The following is a 13,890-nucleotide window of genomic DNA, read 5'->3' as shown; positions in this document are numbered from 1 at the left end:
TAGACACTTACTACGCCTTTATTTCAAACTAAGGCTGAATGTAAACTTGCTTCCTAAGCCATATTGACTTTCTGCTGTGATTTCGCCACCAAGCTGATGGGCTAATTCTCGTGCAATCGCAAGTCCTAATCCATGTCCACCTGTCCTCATATTGCGCGAAGTTTCTACACGATAAAGTCGTTTAAAGATCTTTTCCAAATCCTCAGGATGAATCCCCTGACCCTCGTCTTTCACACTGATTGTCAGCTCTTGTTCTGTTAATTGGGCAAGAACCTCGATTCTGGTTCCTGGTTCTGAATATTTAAAGGCATTGTTTAACAAATTGACCAGAATGCGAGAAAGTTTGTCAGAATGGCTCTTGATTTTCGCCGACTCAGGTGACACTTGAATGTAAACATCTCGCTCCTCTTGTTCAATCTGGAGTTGAAATTCACTCATTGACTCAATCAGCAACTGATCTAAAAAGACCTCTTCGACTTCTTCAGTAGCAGTATCTTGAGGTTGTGTATTGAGAGTTAAAACATCCAATTCCTCTACTAGCTTATTTAGACGCTCAGTTTGCCGACCAATCGTGGTTAAGTAGTGGAGCCGTTCCTCTTCCTTAATCACTCCATCTAGAATTCCCTCCACAGTAACCTGAATGGAGGTAATGGGAGTTTTAATATCGTGAGAGAGCTGCGCAATCATCATTCTCTTTTCTTGCTCGCTCTCATCAAGTGATTGAAAGGTAGCTTGCAACTTGTGGGACATGTCATTAAAAGCCTGGCCCAACTCTTGAAATTCTAATGGACCTTTGGTTTCAATTTCTGTGCTGAAATCCTTACCAGCTATATCCTGAGCTTGTTTTTTCAAATGTTTCAGAGAAGAAAAAACAGGTGACAGAAGAAAGATGCTCACTGCAGCGCCAATGAAACTAGCAATCAAGGTCATTCCAACTAGAAAGTAAACTTCACTTTTCTCAATCAACATTCGTTGGACTGCCCAGAAAACGACCAAAATTGTTAGTAGAGTCGACACTAGATACCCCACTAGTATATAGTTTTTTAATTTCATTTTCTACCTCTTGGTCTTTCCATCTTATATCCCAAACCCCAGACAGTTTTGATAGAAGGAGCATTTGAATTTGTATACTTGGTCAACTCTTGCCTCAAAGCATGGATATGAACATTGAGTGTATTGGTATCATCCACATAGTCCTCTTGCCATACCTTCTCGTAAAGTTCCGTCTTTGAAAAGACTCTCTCAGGATTGCTGGCTAATACCCATAGAAGTTCAAAGGATTTTACTGTCAATTCCAAAGGTTGATCCCCAATGCGAACCTCATGAGTCACATGGTTGATCACTAAGTCACCAAACTCGATCTGTTCTGTCTCTCCTCCACGGCTAAGGCGACGCAAGATATTATTCACTCTTAAAACCAATTCGCGTGGGCTAAAGGGTTTGACTATAAAATCATCTGCCCCCAAACTTAATCCATAAATCTTATCCTGTTCGCTTGTCTTAGCAGTTGTAAAGAGGAAGGGTTGATCCGGAGCGATATACTGAACTTCACTGATAAAATCATAACCGTCCATATTGGGCATCATGATATCTGTGATAATGAGGTCGATAGATTTTTTTCTGAAAAGTTCTAATCCCTCCTTACCATCATGGGCGACCAAAACATCGTAACCTGCCTGTATAAGATAGCGATTTTGAATATCTAGAATATCTATCTCATCATCAACCAGCAAAATTGTCTTTTTCATCTGACACTCCTTCGATAAAAACAGTGTTATACTTGCTTTAGTATAACACTATTTTCCCTAATGTTTAAGTGATTTGAATCTTAATCTTCTCGTTTGGTTGTCAAACCCAAAAGTCCAACAAGACCTGCCAAGGCTAGACCAAAGATACCAAGGCCAGCTGTAGCCGTTTTAGCTTCCCCAGTATTTGGTAGCATCGCTTTATCATCTTTTTTCATCATATTAGCCATTGGGCTAGAAGCTGGTTGATCTACTTTCATATCTGACATATGGTGATTTGTACCCATCATACCCTCAGTCATACCTGTAGAGCCTGTTTCAGAAGGCTTCGTATTCATCTGACCTTGTTGAGATGGTATTGTCGCCATTTCTTTTCCACGAAGTCGAATCGTTACTTGACGAGTTGCGATAAGATTGGTCAAATCTGGTTTGCCATCTTTAGAACCATACACTTTGACAGTAGCTTGGTAAGTGTGAGTGCCATTGGCACGAAGTTGGTCTAGAAGGGCTTGTCCTTCTTTGCCTGTCGTGTTGCCATTCAAATCCACTTCGTAGAAATATTGGCCTTTAGCCAAGCCTTCAAGTGGCAATAGAGCAGGATTTTTAGCTGAACCATTATCTGACCATGGAGCTTTGTCTGAGGTTTTTAACAAGAGGCGAGTCAACATACCATCTCCACCAAAAGCTTCGTATGGAATAACTTGGTTGACACCGGCCAAGAAAGGTCCAGGAACCTTAGCCTTATCAAGGTAGCTAGCTGGAACATCAATCATGTCTTTGACATTGTTAACAACAGACTCTTTAACCTGACTTGGTGTGGTCAAACCATTCAAATTAACAGTCAAATCTTTAGTCGCTACCAGATTAGTTAAGTCAGGTTTGCCATCTTTTGCACCGTACACTTTGATGGTTGCCTTATAACTTTGCGTACCATTTTGTTTCAAAAGGTCAAGAAGCTCTTTATCTGATTTTCCTTGGGTGCTTGCTAAATCCACTTCATAGAAGTAAAGGCCTTTGCCCAATTTCTCTACTGGTGGGAGAGCGGGATTCTTAGCTGTTCCGTTGTCTGACCATGGAGCCTTATCGGATGCTTTCAAGATAAGACGAGTCAACATGCCATCTCCAGCGAAGAATTCGTATGGAATAACTTGGTTGACACCCGCTGTAAATGGGCCTGGGAAGTTGGCTTTGTCAAGGTAGCTAGCTGGGACATCTACTGTGTCTTTGGTGTTGTCAGCCACACCTTTTTGGACTTCAGCTGGGGTGGTCAAACCATTCAAGTTGACATCCAAATCTTTAGTTGCTACCAGATTAGTTAAGTCAGGCTTGCCGTCTTTTGCACCGTACACCTTAATGGTAGCCTTATAACTTTTAGTGCCGTTTTGTTTCAAGAGGTCAAGAAGCTCTTTATCTGATTTTCCTTGGGTGCCTGCTAAATCCACTTCGTAGAAGTAAAGGCCTTTGCCCAATTTCTCTACTGGTGGGAGAGCAGGATTTTTAGCTGTTCCGTTGTCTGACCATGGAGCCTTGTCGGATGCTTTCAAGATAAGGCGAGTCAACATGCCATCACCAGCGAAGAATTCGTATGGAATGACTTGGTTGACACCAGCTGTGAAGGGACCAGGGAAGTTAGCCTTGTCCAAGTATGTAGCTGGGACGTCTACTGTATCTTTGGTGTTGTCAGCCACACCTTTTTGGACTTCAGCTGGAGTGGTCGCTGTTTGTGCTTCACTGGCTTCACGGTCTTGTCCAGAAACTGTAGACGCAGAACTTTCCACAGGTTTAACTGCATCTTCTGTTTGTTTCTTAGAGTCAGGTTGTGCTTGTACTTCTTCTTTTGGCGCTACTGCCGGCTCTTTAGCAGTTGCGTCCGCTTTTTCTGAAGAGCTTGTCATATCCACACTTACTTTAGGCGTTGGAACAGACTGTTCTGAAGGAAGAGCTACATCGACTGCTTTTTTGAGAACCTCTGCTGGTAAGTCGCTCTTTTCACTCACCGAAGCAGCGCCTGGCACGACTTGGGCAGGAGTCGGATTGACGACATCAGCACGCGCAGAACTTGGTTGACCAACTAGGACAAAGAAGCCACTGGCCACAACAACTGAAGCAACACCGACACTGAGACGGCGAATAGACCAACGAGTATATCTCTGATTTGGATTGAATTTCATAGGATTCTCCTTAGAGTTTTCTTTTTTTTGATGACTCTAGTATAATCTCCTAAAATTAAAAAGGATTAAGAAAAAGTTAAAATTTTTCTTAAATCCCTCTTATAAAATACTTATATTGACTCGTTGATTATTGGAAAAGAGAGTAGCCCTTCCTCTCCTACTCACTCAGTTCAGCTAGAGTGTCCAAATGTTGGTTATTAATGACTGCCATGATGTAGGCATCTGCCTGCAAGAGGTCATTGGGTCCGAATTGGACATCTAGAGAAGCATTTTCGTAGGCACGAAAACCAAGTACGTTGAGGTTGTATCGCCCACGTAAATCTAACTGACTGAGACTTTTACCCGTCCACGATTGGGGGATTTTCATCTCGACAATCGATACATTCTTGTCCAGCTGAAAGACATCCACGCTGTTATGAAAGAGGATTGTCTGCGCTAATGAGCGCCCCATTTCAAACTCTGGTGAGATAACTGCGTCCGCACCGATTTTTTCTAGAACTTTTTTAGCTGTATGGCTTTTGACCTTGGCAATAACGGTCGGTACTCCTAGACTCTTGCAGTGCATGACCGCGAGAACACTGGACTCTAGATTTTCCCCCGTTGCGACAACTACGGTATCACAGGTGTCAATCCCCGCTGATAGAAGGAGTTCTTCATCCGTGATATCTCCAACTACCCCTCGCGCCAACACTGGTTCAAATTGATTGATACGTTCCTCGTGGTCATCAATAGCAATGATATTCATGTCATGCTTGGCTAGAGCTTCCAAAACACTGCTCCCAAAAATTCCCAAGCCTAAAATTCCAATTGTTCGATCTGACATCATTTATCCTTTCTTATCCAATGGTGATATCTGCTTTCATATAGTGAATCGTGTCTTTCTTGTCTGGCTGGTATTCCGCTACACTGACCAGTAGTGTCAAGGGACCAATACGGCCGATAAACATCAGCAACATAACGATACTGAGGGCCAACTCACCTAACTCCGGCGTTAAATTTGCCGTCACTCCAACTGTCGCAAGGGCTGAAATGGTCTCAAACATGAGGTAGATAAAACGCGGATTGCCCTCTGCTGTTATTCCTAGCAGGATCAAGCCCAGCAAGAATGTTAGCAAGAAAATAATAAAGACACTGAAAGATTTTTGCACGGTTCGGGGTTCAATAGTCCTCCGAGCCACATTGGCATGAGGCAAGCCCAATAGTTCGCTACGAGCAAAGACCAACAAGACAAAGAAGGTCGTAATCTTGAGCCCCCCTGCTGTCCCTCCAGGCGCCCCTCCTAGAAACATCTGTAGGATATAGATGAACAAGGTCACCGGTCGAGCCTGGGTGTAGTCAATGGAAGCAAAACCTGCCGTTCTCATGCTGACGGTCTGAAAGAAACTAACCAGCAATTTCTCTGGAGCGCTGAGATTTCCAATCGTTCCAGGATTGTTCCACTCGATGAACAAAGTCGATACGGTTCCAAAGAGTAAAATTCCCACCGTTAAAAAGAGAACTAACTTGGTATGGAAACGCAGGCGGCGTTTTTTCTTTTTCCCAAACTGGGTCGCTAGGTCAAACCAGACCATAAATCCTAGACCACCCGTGATAATCAAACCCGCAATAACTAGATTGATCAAGGGGTCCGTTTGAAAGGCTACCAAACTCGTACTCCCAAAATTATCAAATCCAGCATTACAGAAAGCGGAAACAGCCAAAAAGATAGAGGTTAAAATCCCTCGCCCCCAGCCAAATTCAGGAATAAAGCGGAAACTCAAGAGAAAGGCACCGAGCCCTTCCACTAGAAAAGTCGTCAGAAAGATTGAACGGATGAAATCCTTTAGAGACTGGGTTTCTCCATAAGCAAAACTTTCTTGAATAGTCTCACGGCCACGAAGACTGAGCTTTTGCTTGCCTTGGATATAAAAGATTCCGATAAAGGTCATGAGCCCCAAACCACCTATCTGGATCAAGATCATGCAGATCAACTGGCCCCAGATATTGTAAGTAGAGGCTACCGGCTGGGTGAAGAGCCCTGTCACACAGACCATGGACACAGTCGTAAAGAGATGGTCAAAGTAGGTCGCTTGTGACGTTTCTGCTTGCACAAAGGGGAGGCTTAAAAGGAGAGAACCCAAGAAGATTACTAGAGCAAAACTTAAAAAGATGCGACGAGCTGGCGACAAGCGTCCCAGTATCGTCTTGATTTTTTCCAAAAAAGATTTGAATAACATAGCTACATTCTACCATAAAAACAGCAAGAACACTCACATGTGGTGCACAATGGCAAGACAGAGTTCGAGTGCCTTGTCAAAAGCTTCTGAGCCCCAGTCACGACTGTCGTAGTTGTCCAGATCTGCCAAGGAATCTGCGGTAAAGAGCAGTTCTCCCCAGACAACCCCACGTAGTTGGGCAACTGCCACAAGAGCAGAGCACTCCATCTCCACAACAGCACAGCCTTCTTCCTTGCGATAGGCAACCTTTTCAGCTGTCTCTCGATAAAAACCATCTGTCGTCCAGGTCATGACCTCCTCGTAAGGAATGTCTCTTTGTTCCAAGACTTGCTCAATGGCAGAGATAGCCTCAAGCTGCATCTCCATATAACGAGAAGGCGCTGCATAGTGGTAGCTGGTCCCCTCATCTCGCAGAGCGCGAACAGGGACGAGAAAGGCATTTTCCTCTATATCGGCTAGGACGCCACAAGTACCAGTGGAAATGATTTGCTCCACACCATAGCCAATCAACCAATCCATAAACTGGGCAGCTGGGGCAGAACCAACGGGCGCTTGGGCCAGACAAATCTCCTCGCCCTTGTAGTTGAGGACATAGACTGGATAAGTTTTGGTGGCAGAAACGAACTCACCAACACAGTCCGCCCCTACTTCCTGAGCATAGTGGTCAATCTCCTCCTCCAAAAATGCATAGATACACTTCTTTGGCAACTTCAAGTTTAACCCCTCATGTGTTGGCATAAGGACCGCTTGAGGATTGTCATCAAACTCTAAAATGGGAATCGCATGCTTCTGAATCATCGCTCACCTCCTCTAATTTTGTACTATTGTATCAAAAACTGACGGAGTGTCAAGGAGTTGTCTTTACATTTCCTCTAGTAAGAACACAAAAATCTCCCTTCTCTCGAGAAAGGAGAATTTTGCTTATCCTTGTCCGCCAGGGGCTGGACCGTCACCTTGAGGAGCTCCATTCGGTCCACCGCCTCCAGGCATAGAGTTGACAATATCCGTTTGTTTTTCACCGTTGAGATAGATATCTCCGCCTGTGTAGGTCGCTATTCCATCAAAGTCAAAACCTGTTTGACCAGTCATTTTAATGGTTCCGCCTGTGACTGTGATATTGCCGTTTGAGTCGATTGGATCTGTGTCCCCTTGGCCGACTTCTACTGTCAGGTTCCCACCGTTCATGGTGAAGAAGATTTCACTCTGTTGGGCGTTTTTATTAGCTGCGTTGACTCCATCATCTGTCGAATAGATGCTAATGTCCCCACCGTTGATAGTGATGGATTTCCCTTCAAGTCCTTCTGTCGAATTCTTGACGGTGTAAGTCCCACTATCGATGACGAGGTCTCCAGAAGCGTGGATGCCATCATCCCCTGCTGTAACGGTAATCTTGTTGTTAGATAGGTACATGGTTCCGACTGAAGTATCTTCATCATTGTCCACCTTGACTCCATCTTCTTTGGCATCGATAGTCATGGTCGTACCAGTGATATTGAGTTCATCATTGACATTGAAGGCATCGCCAACTGCTGTGATGTTATAGGTTCCACCCGTGATGTGGAGGGTGTCATTGGCCTTGATACCGTTGTTTTTCTTGCCATCTACATTGAGAGTTCCTTTCCCGTTGATGGTCAAATCCACCTTAGAAAAGAGAGCTGCGTCTGCTTTTTCGTCGCTGTTCGAGCTTGAGTCAGAGAGACTGTTGGTGGTTCCCTCTGCTAGAGTCAAGCAGACATGGCCAGCTGATGTCGCAGATATCGCTGCATTGGTATTGGTCATGGTCGCACCTTTTAGGACTAGGTGAACTTCTGCCGACTCATCTGCCTCGACCTTGATCTGCACTCCGTCAGACTGACCTGAAATCACATAGGTTCCAGATTTTGTGATGGTCACTGTTGATTCAGAGACTGTCACCCCATCTCCAGAGACGTTTGCTGATGAGCCAGATAGCTCAATCTTAGAAGCTGTGCTTTCATCATAAGAAGTATCATAGTCCTTCTCTGTAAAATAGGAAGTTTGGTTTGTCTTTGTTGCAGTTGTTGCATTATTTGTAGTTGCCTTGGTATTAGATGTAGTTGTTGACTGGGCACATGCTGCCATCAGCACCATTGCCGTTAAACTCGTTGCGAGTAGGGTCCATTTCTTTGATTTCATACCTTTTTCCTCTCCTTCGTATGATATAGCTAGACAGTCTACAGAAGATTCCTGAAACAAAACTAAAACTTTTCTGAGAGTTTCCTTAAATCTAGTTTCACTCAGTATTCTTTTGAAAGGGCTACTAGAAACAATTTGAGAGTACTAAAATGCATTTAATAGTTTTTAAAAGCAACTTCCCCAGTGCGATGTCTCCTTGACCAAGAAAGCCAAAAAGAAGAAAAATCTATAAGACTATGATAAAGATTACAAAAAGAACAGCCCCAGCTGTTCTTTTTAATGTTCTTTCACAGGGATTTCCTTAATCACGCGCGCAGGATTGCCAGCTAGGACAACATTATCTCCGAAGGATTTGGTAATCACAGATCCAGCTCCTGCCACTACGTTATTGCACAGTGTCACTCCAGGAAGGACAATGACACCACCTCCAGCCCAGAAATTGTCCCCGATGGTGATGGGCTTGCCGTATTCGACCCCTGAATTGCGTTCATGCGGATCCAGTGGATGGAGTGGGGTTAAAAACTGACAGTTGGGGCCAAGCATGGCATTGTTACCGATGCGAATCGGACAAACATCTAGCATGGTCAAGTTCCAATTAGAATAAAAATTTTCCCCTAGATGGATATTGATTCCATAATCAACCACCAGGCGTGGATTGACATAGAGATTTTCTCCAGTTGAACCAAACCAAGTCTTGATAATCTCCGCCCCTTTCAGGGGATCTAACTCCTGGTTGAAAGCCGCCTGCTTCTGACGTGCTGTCTGAGCCAAGGCCCGCAACTCAGGATCAAAGGGATGATAGGGTTCTCCCGCTATCATTTTCTGGTATTCACTGGTCATCTTAGCACCTCACACTTAGTTTGAAGCCATCATATCAAAAAGACTTTGAATGGTCAAGAATAGCTTGCTTTCTAGGCTCTCGAAACCATTCCCCATCCCAAGTCAAAACAACTTGCTTGACAAAAGCTTAACTTCATGGTTTAATATACCCCATAAGGGTATATTTGGAGGTGCCTATGTTTCACTTATTATTTACAAAAATTGACAGTATTTCGACCAGCGAGTTAGAAGCTAAACTCAGAGAACCGATTCAGCTATTGGATGTTCGGACACCTACGGAATTCCATAGAGGTCATATCAAAAATGCCAAGAATGTCCCTCTATCCGAAATCGGATCTTATACACCAGCGACAAAAGAAACACTCTATGTCATTTGTCATTCTGGTGTGCGTAGCAAACTAGCTGCGAAGAAGCTAAAGAAAAAAGGCTACGATGTCATCAATGTCCGAGGCGGTATGAGCGCTTGGACAGGTAAGGTCATCTAGAAGCATAAAGGAGAAAATCAATGAAAATTATCATTGTCGGGGGAGTTGCAGGCGGTATGTCAACAGCAACCCGCCTCAGACGTCTCATGGAAGACGCTGAAATCACTATTTTTGAGAAAGGTCCCTTTGTTTCCTTTGCAAACTGCGGACTTCCTTACTATGTTTCAGGAGAGATTGCAAACCGTGATAGTTTATTGGTCCAAACTCCTGAAAGTCTCAAAGCACGCTTTAATCTGGATGTGCGACCATTTCACGAGGTCATCAGCATTTCGCCAGCAGAACACACTGTGACCGTACGCCATGATGGACAGGAATTCACAGAAAGCTACGACAAGTTGATCCTCTCCCCAGGAGCTAAACCATTTGTTCCTACCATTGAAGGTGTGGCAGAAGCTAAGAATGCCTACACGCTCCGCAATGTTCCCGATCTTGATGAAATTATGGCAGCCTTGGACAATCATCCAAAAGAAGCTGTCGTTATCGGTGCAGGCTTTATCGGGCTTGAAATGGCTGAAAACCTGGCGAAACGTGGATTGCAAGTTACTATCGTTGAGAAAGCACCCCATGTCTTGCCACCATTAGATCACGAAATGGCGGCCTTTGTCCAAGCAGAATTGCTGGCAAACGGTGTTCGCGTTATCACTTCTCAGTCTGCGACTCGATTTGAAGACCAAGGAAAAATCATCGTTCTCGAAAACGGTCAAAAGATCACTTCTGACCTCACCATCCTTTCTGTCGGTGTTGAACCTGAAAACGGACTGGCCAAAACTGCGGGGATTGACCTGGGACTTCGTGGTGGAATTCTGGTCGATGAACATTATGAAACCAGTCAAAAAGATATTTTTGCAGTTGGGGATGCCATCGTCGTCAAGCAAGAGATTACGGACCAAGACGCTCTCATCTCTCTTGCTTCTCCTGCCAATCGTCAAGGACGCCAAGTTGCGGACGTCATCGCAGGACTTGGTCATACAAACAAGGGCAGTATCGGCACTGCGATCGTTCGTGCCTTTAATATGACAGCTGCTTCGACTGGTCTCAGCGAGCGTATCCTTAGCATGAATCAACTTCCTTACAAGGCACTTCATGTCAGTGGAAAAGACCACGCCGGTTATTATCCTGGCGCTACTGATATGACCTTGAAGCTCCTCTTCGAACCAAACACTGGAAAAATCTATGGTGCCCAAGGAGTTGGGAAGAAAGGTGTTGACAAGCGAATTGATATCCTAGCAACTGCTATCAAGGGAAATCTCACCGTCTTTGACTTACCAGAGTTAGAGTTTACCTATGCGCCACCTTTTGGATCTGCCAAGGATCCCGTCAATATGCTGGGCTACGCAGCCTTGAACCTTATCGAAGGTCTCAGCGACAACGTTCAATGGTACCAGCTCGAAGACGAACTGGCCAAGGGAAAAAAATTCCTTGATGTACGGACAAGTGGCGAATTCCAAAGTGGTCGACTTAAGGTTGACACCATCCACATCCCCCTAAACGAACTACGAGAACGCTTGGATGAACTAGACAAGAACCAAGCCTACATCGTTAGCTGCCACAGTGGTTTACGCAGCTATATCGCAGAGCGTATCCTCAAGCAAGCAGGATTTACCGTCCAAAACCTTGACGGCGCTTATTCACTATACAAAATGGCTAAGCCAGAAGGAGTAGAATATGCTAACTAATATCAGCATGGCTGACTTTTATGAAAAATATCAACATGAAAATCTAGATCTTATCGATGTCCGTGAAGTACATGAATTCCAAGCAGGACATGCACCAGGTGCCAAAAATCTTCCGTTAAGTACCTTGGAGCAAGGCTACAAAGAACTCAAACCTGACCATGAATACCATGTCATCTGTCAAGGTGGAGTGCGTTCTGCCTCTGCCTGTCAATTTCTCAGCGCCCAGGGCCTCACCGTTACCAATGTAGAAGGTGGTATGAATGCTTGGCCCGGTCAAGTAGAATAAGCAAAAAACCGATTAAGTTCCTTAATCGGTTTTTTCGTTTTTACAACTCAATGATATGGGACTCGTAACCAAGCGCTTCTAAAAAACGAAGCAAATCTACGGTATCCAAAAAGAGGGTTTTCTCGTTTGTATTGGGGTGGAAACTCATCCGTTTTTCCGACATGATTTCTTTGTCGAAATAAACTTGAATGTCCTTGTCGGTATTATTGAGCAAGCCAAAAGGCGAAACAACTCCTGCGGGCAAGCTCATTTTTTCAAACAAGCTCTCAGACGAGGCCATCCGAATTCTATTAGCTCCTATTAGTTCTTTCAAGAGGTCCATATCCAGACGTTTTTGATCATCCATGATTAGCAGATAGTAGGCTGTTTTCTTTTTGTTGGTGAGAAACATGGTTTTGGTACGAACACCTTCGATACCCTCGATAAAACTGTCTGCCTGCTCAGTTGTCAAGGCTGGTTCGTGCTCCACGATTTCAAAGGGGATATCTAGTCCATTTAATATTTCTACCACTTTTTCGTATGCTTCCATCTTCTAGCCTCCTTTATCAACTTGATAGTCCCCAAAAGTGGGTTATTTTCGTTTGATTAGGTACTGAACAGCCTTTTCCAAGCGTTCCTTTTGAGCCTCAGGGTCCTCTAGCGGTTGGTTGATGCAAGCAGTGAGATTTTCGGTAATCATCATCTCAATCACGCGCTCAACACTGGAGCGCACCGCGGTCAACTGGGTAATGATATCTGCGCAGTCACGATCTTCATCGATCATTTTTTGAATCCCACGCAACTGGCCCTCTGAACGTTTCAGGCGTGTTATATACTTTGAGTTTGTCATTGATTTATCCTTGGTCACTTTTTCTTCATTATATCTCGAATAAGGTTCTTTGTCAAAATTCTCATCCTATCTGTCTTTATAGGAGGCAACCTTTTCTTTGTATTGGATAGAAAAGATTATTGAACACGAAAAAGGAGAACAAAGACTGTTCTCCTTGAAGTACGATCGGGACATCAAGTTTCCGATTAGTTATGCCTTATATCTTGGACAAAAAGGCTAGGATTACTATCCCATAGACCAGGACTAGGGCCAGTCCAAATCCGATACCGAACCACTTGTAAAACTTGTCCATCCCGCAATAACGTTCGACATAGGCCCTGGTCGGCTTGTCTGGATCATACCAGACCGTTAGCTCCGAATAAAGGGGGAAATGAGTCTGCATCAAACTATCAAAGGAAACAAAGGAGTTGCTGTAGCGAGTGATGGATGGCGCCAGCATTTCTTCCCTTGTATAATCATTTGAAACCTTAGTAGGACCCCACGGAGTCGTGACCGTTTTGATCATAAAATACTGCGAGGTTTTCTTATAAGTAATCCCATCCACCGTGTATTCAACGATAGGTGGATATCCCTCACGAAAACGCCTATAGCCGATAACTGTTCCCTGTACGGATGACTGAGCAAGGCGGACCAACTTCTGATCTCGAAGATAGAGGTAGAGAAAGGTCCCACATACAAATACAAAAGATAGGAAGATGACGATGGTCCCAACTATCAAACCAATCACTTCTTTATTCATATGAACTCCTCCTGTTATTTTATACAGTAAAATCTTAAAACTAACTCATCCAGAAAGGACATCGATGTCCTCGAGTCTACTCTTCGGATTTTTCTTTTGACTCTTGTTCTTTCAAATCTTTCACAGATTTCGATACGATATCTCTCACCTGTTCGTCAGTAAGCCCTGGAATCTGATAATAAGAATTATTGGACTCGCTTTTTGAGGGTTTTGTTCCTGAACTTTCGGTCTTAGAACTTTGTTCAGTCGAAGACGAGGATTTCGACTCTGAGGAACTGGATTCTTTGGTCTTAGAGGAGCTAGATGACTCAGACTCCGAAGACCTAGACTTTTCAGGAGCTTTAGAATCAAGCTTAGGCAGCTTGTCTACTTGGTTCACCTTTACGTTCGGCTGTTTCACAGGTTTATAGAATAGCCCAAAAGACAACAGCAAGGCCATCAAGATCCCAATACCAGCCAAGGTTCTTTTATTGGCTTCTGCTGAAGGAACTTTTACTCCCTTTGTACTGAGTTCTTTCCATTCCGGGTGCTCTTTTTCTATAGCTTTTTTCTGTCTCCTAAGAGGACCAAGTAGAAAATGATTAAAAGGCACAATCGTTACCATAGCCACCGTTACAAGCGGGACATAATTGGAATGACTTGATACCAGTAGAACATCGAGTATAGCGAGAAGAATGAAGAGGAAACGCCCCACAAACTTACGAACTTGATGCTCTTTTTTGATCTGCAAATATCTCTCTTGTGACATT

General features: G+C 44.0%; 15 protein-coding genes. 3 read left to right on the top strand and 12 right to left on the bottom strand.

Translation table 11 applies throughout. The features are described from left to right. Nucleotides 1–18: 18 nt before the first annotated feature. From HMPREF8571_RS02390 to HMPREF8571_RS02355, 8 genes are all read right to left on the bottom strand, one after another. Nucleotides 19–1,053, bottom strand: a complete 1,035-nt coding sequence (locus HMPREF8571_RS02390; RefSeq protein ID WP_000769385.1) for a sensor histidine kinase — start codon at nt 1,051–1,053, stop codon at nt 19–21. Next, a complete protein-coding gene (locus HMPREF8571_RS02385) occupies nt 1,050–1,748 on the bottom strand; it encodes a response regulator transcription factor (protein ID WP_000751222.1) in 699 nt (232 codons plus the stop codon). The genes HMPREF8571_RS02390 and HMPREF8571_RS02385 overlap by 4 nt, the downstream gene beginning before the upstream one ends. Nucleotides 1,749–1,828: 80 nt before the next feature. Beyond that, the gene (locus HMPREF8571_RS02380) at nt 1,829–3,916 is read right to left on the bottom strand and encodes an SSURE domain-containing protein (RefSeq protein WP_000671350.1); all 2,088 of its coding nucleotides are present in this window, start codon (nt 3,914–3,916) and stop codon (nt 1,829–1,831) included. Nucleotides 3,917–4,073: 157 nt separating this feature from the next. Beyond that, nucleotides 4,074–4,739, bottom strand: a complete 666-nt coding sequence (locus tag HMPREF8571_RS02375; RefSeq protein ID WP_025168420.1) for a potassium channel family protein — start codon at nt 4,737–4,739, stop codon at nt 4,074–4,076. A 13-nt stretch (nt 4,740–4,752) separates the two neighbouring features. Then, nucleotides 4,753–6,132: a TrkH family potassium uptake protein gene (locus tag HMPREF8571_RS02370; protein WP_000897924.1), complete on the bottom strand. Its 1,380-nt coding sequence runs from the start codon at nt 6,130–6,132 to the stop codon at nt 4,753–4,755. A gap of 33 nt (nt 6,133–6,165) precedes the next feature. Next, the gene (locus tag HMPREF8571_RS02365; RefSeq protein WP_000615028.1) at nt 6,166–6,930 is read right to left on the bottom strand and encodes a nucleoside phosphorylase; all 765 of its coding nucleotides are present in this window, start codon (nt 6,928–6,930) and stop codon (nt 6,166–6,168) included. A gap of 123 nt (nt 6,931–7,053) precedes the next feature. Further along, complete coding sequence (locus HMPREF8571_RS02360; RefSeq protein ID WP_000837421.1) at nt 7,054–8,286, bottom strand: carbohydrate-binding domain-containing protein; 1,233 nt, start codon at nt 8,284–8,286, stop codon at nt 7,054–7,056. A gap of 276 nt (nt 8,287–8,562) precedes the next feature. Then, nucleotides 8,563–9,126: a sugar O-acetyltransferase gene (locus HMPREF8571_RS02355; RefSeq protein WP_000200248.1), complete on the bottom strand. Its 564-nt coding sequence runs from the start codon at nt 9,124–9,126 to the stop codon at nt 8,563–8,565. A 176-nt stretch (nt 9,127–9,302) separates the two neighbouring features. On the opposite strand from HMPREF8571_RS02355, the gene HMPREF8571_RS02350 reads away from it, so the two are divergent. From HMPREF8571_RS02350 to HMPREF8571_RS02340, 3 genes are read left to right on the top strand one after another with little or no spacing between them, the layout of a single operon-like run. Beyond that, nucleotides 9,303–9,611: a rhodanese-like domain-containing protein gene (locus tag HMPREF8571_RS02350; RefSeq protein WP_000468875.1), complete on the top strand. Its 309-nt coding sequence runs from the start codon at nt 9,303–9,305 to the stop codon at nt 9,609–9,611. Nucleotides 9,612–9,631: 20 nt separating this feature from the next. Continuing rightward, complete coding sequence (locus tag HMPREF8571_RS02345) at nt 9,632–11,287, top strand: FAD-dependent oxidoreductase (RefSeq protein ID WP_000691457.1); 1,656 nt, start codon at nt 9,632–9,634, stop codon at nt 11,285–11,287. Then, the gene (locus tag HMPREF8571_RS02340) at nt 11,277–11,573 is read left to right on the top strand and encodes a rhodanese-like domain-containing protein (protein ID WP_000957131.1); all 297 of its coding nucleotides are present in this window, start codon (nt 11,277–11,279) and stop codon (nt 11,571–11,573) included. Before HMPREF8571_RS02345 ends, HMPREF8571_RS02340 begins: the two co-directional genes overlap by 11 nt. Nucleotides 11,574–11,613: 40 nt before the next feature. On the opposite strand, the gene HMPREF8571_RS02335 is transcribed toward HMPREF8571_RS02340, so the two are convergent. The 4 genes from HMPREF8571_RS02335 to HMPREF8571_RS02320 form a co-directional block, all read right to left on the bottom strand. Beyond that, nucleotides 11,614–12,102 carry a prolyl-tRNA synthetase associated domain-containing protein gene (locus HMPREF8571_RS02335; protein ID WP_000388664.1) on the bottom strand — a complete coding sequence of 163 codons (489 nt, stop codon included), beginning with the start codon at nt 12,100–12,102 and terminating at the stop codon, nt 11,614–11,616. Nucleotides 12,103–12,144: 42 nt separating this feature from the next. Then, the gene (locus HMPREF8571_RS02330) at nt 12,145–12,402 is read right to left on the bottom strand and encodes a metal-sensitive transcriptional regulator (protein WP_000185157.1); all 258 of its coding nucleotides are present in this window, start codon (nt 12,400–12,402) and stop codon (nt 12,145–12,147) included. Nucleotides 12,403–12,598: 196 nt separating this feature from the next. Beyond that, nucleotides 12,599–13,141: a DUF3592 domain-containing protein gene (locus tag HMPREF8571_RS02325; protein WP_001031655.1), complete on the bottom strand. Its 543-nt coding sequence runs from the start codon at nt 13,139–13,141 to the stop codon at nt 12,599–12,601. A gap of 76 nt (nt 13,142–13,217) precedes the next feature. Then, entirely contained in the window at nt 13,218–13,889 is a 672-nt protein-coding gene (locus tag HMPREF8571_RS02320) for a hypothetical protein (protein ID WP_025168419.1), read from the bottom strand. Nucleotide 13,890: the final 1 nt, after the last annotated feature.

The organism is Streptococcus mitis ATCC 6249, assembly GCF_000146585.1.
In the GTDB taxonomy this organism is placed as follows: Bacteria; Bacillota; Bacilli; order Lactobacillales; family Streptococcaceae; genus Streptococcus; species Streptococcus mitis_AZ.
The sequence above is the reverse complement of the archived record's forward strand: the minus strand, read 5'-3'. Positions and strand labels throughout refer to the sequence as shown.

Excerpts from the sequence above, each read along its gene's own strand:
- HMPREF8571_RS02390 (WP_000769385.1), bottom strand. The coding sequence starts at position 1,053 with ATGAAATTAAAAAACTATATACTAGTGGGGTATCTAGTGTCGACTCTA.
- HMPREF8571_RS02385 (WP_000751222.1), bottom strand. The coding sequence starts at position 1,748 with ATGAAAAAGACAATTTTGCTGGTTGATGATGAGATAGATATTCTAGAT.
- HMPREF8571_RS02380 (WP_000671350.1), bottom strand. The coding sequence starts at position 3,916 with ATGAAATTCAATCCAAATCAGAGATATACTCGTTGGTCTATTCGCCGT.
- HMPREF8571_RS02375 (WP_025168420.1), bottom strand. The coding sequence starts at position 4,739 with ATGTCAGATCGAACAATTGGAATTTTAGGCTTGGGAATTTTTGGGAGC.
- HMPREF8571_RS02370 (WP_000897924.1), bottom strand. The coding sequence starts at position 6,132 with ATGTTATTCAAATCTTTTTTGGAAAAAATCAAGACGATACTGGGACGC.
- HMPREF8571_RS02365 (WP_000615028.1), bottom strand. The coding sequence starts at position 6,930 with ATGATTCAGAAGCATGCGATTCCCATTTTAGAGTTTGATGACAATCCT.
- HMPREF8571_RS02360 (WP_000837421.1), bottom strand. The coding sequence starts at position 8,286 with ATGAAATCAAAGAAATGGACCCTACTCGCAACGAGTTTAACGGCAATG.
- HMPREF8571_RS02355 (WP_000200248.1), bottom strand. The coding sequence starts at position 9,126 with ATGACCAGTGAATACCAGAAAATGATAGCGGGAGAACCCTATCATCCC.
- HMPREF8571_RS02350 (WP_000468875.1), top strand. The coding sequence starts at position 9,303 with ATGTTTCACTTATTATTTACAAAAATTGACAGTATTTCGACCAGCGAG.
- HMPREF8571_RS02345 (WP_000691457.1), top strand. The coding sequence starts at position 9,632 with ATGAAAATTATCATTGTCGGGGGAGTTGCAGGCGGTATGTCAACAGCA.
- HMPREF8571_RS02340 (WP_000957131.1), top strand. The coding sequence starts at position 11,277 with ATGCTAACTAATATCAGCATGGCTGACTTTTATGAAAAATATCAACAT.
- HMPREF8571_RS02335 (WP_000388664.1), bottom strand. The coding sequence starts at position 12,102 with ATGGAAGCATACGAAAAAGTGGTAGAAATATTAAATGGACTAGATATC.
- HMPREF8571_RS02330 (WP_000185157.1), bottom strand. The coding sequence starts at position 12,402 with ATGACAAACTCAAAGTATATAACACGCCTGAAACGTTCAGAGGGCCAG.
- HMPREF8571_RS02325 (WP_001031655.1), bottom strand. The coding sequence starts at position 13,141 with ATGAATAAAGAAGTGATTGGTTTGATAGTTGGGACCATCGTCATCTTC.
- HMPREF8571_RS02320 (WP_025168419.1), bottom strand. The coding sequence starts at position 13,889 with ATGTCACAAGAGAGATATTTGCAGATCAAAAAAGAGCATCAAGTTCGT.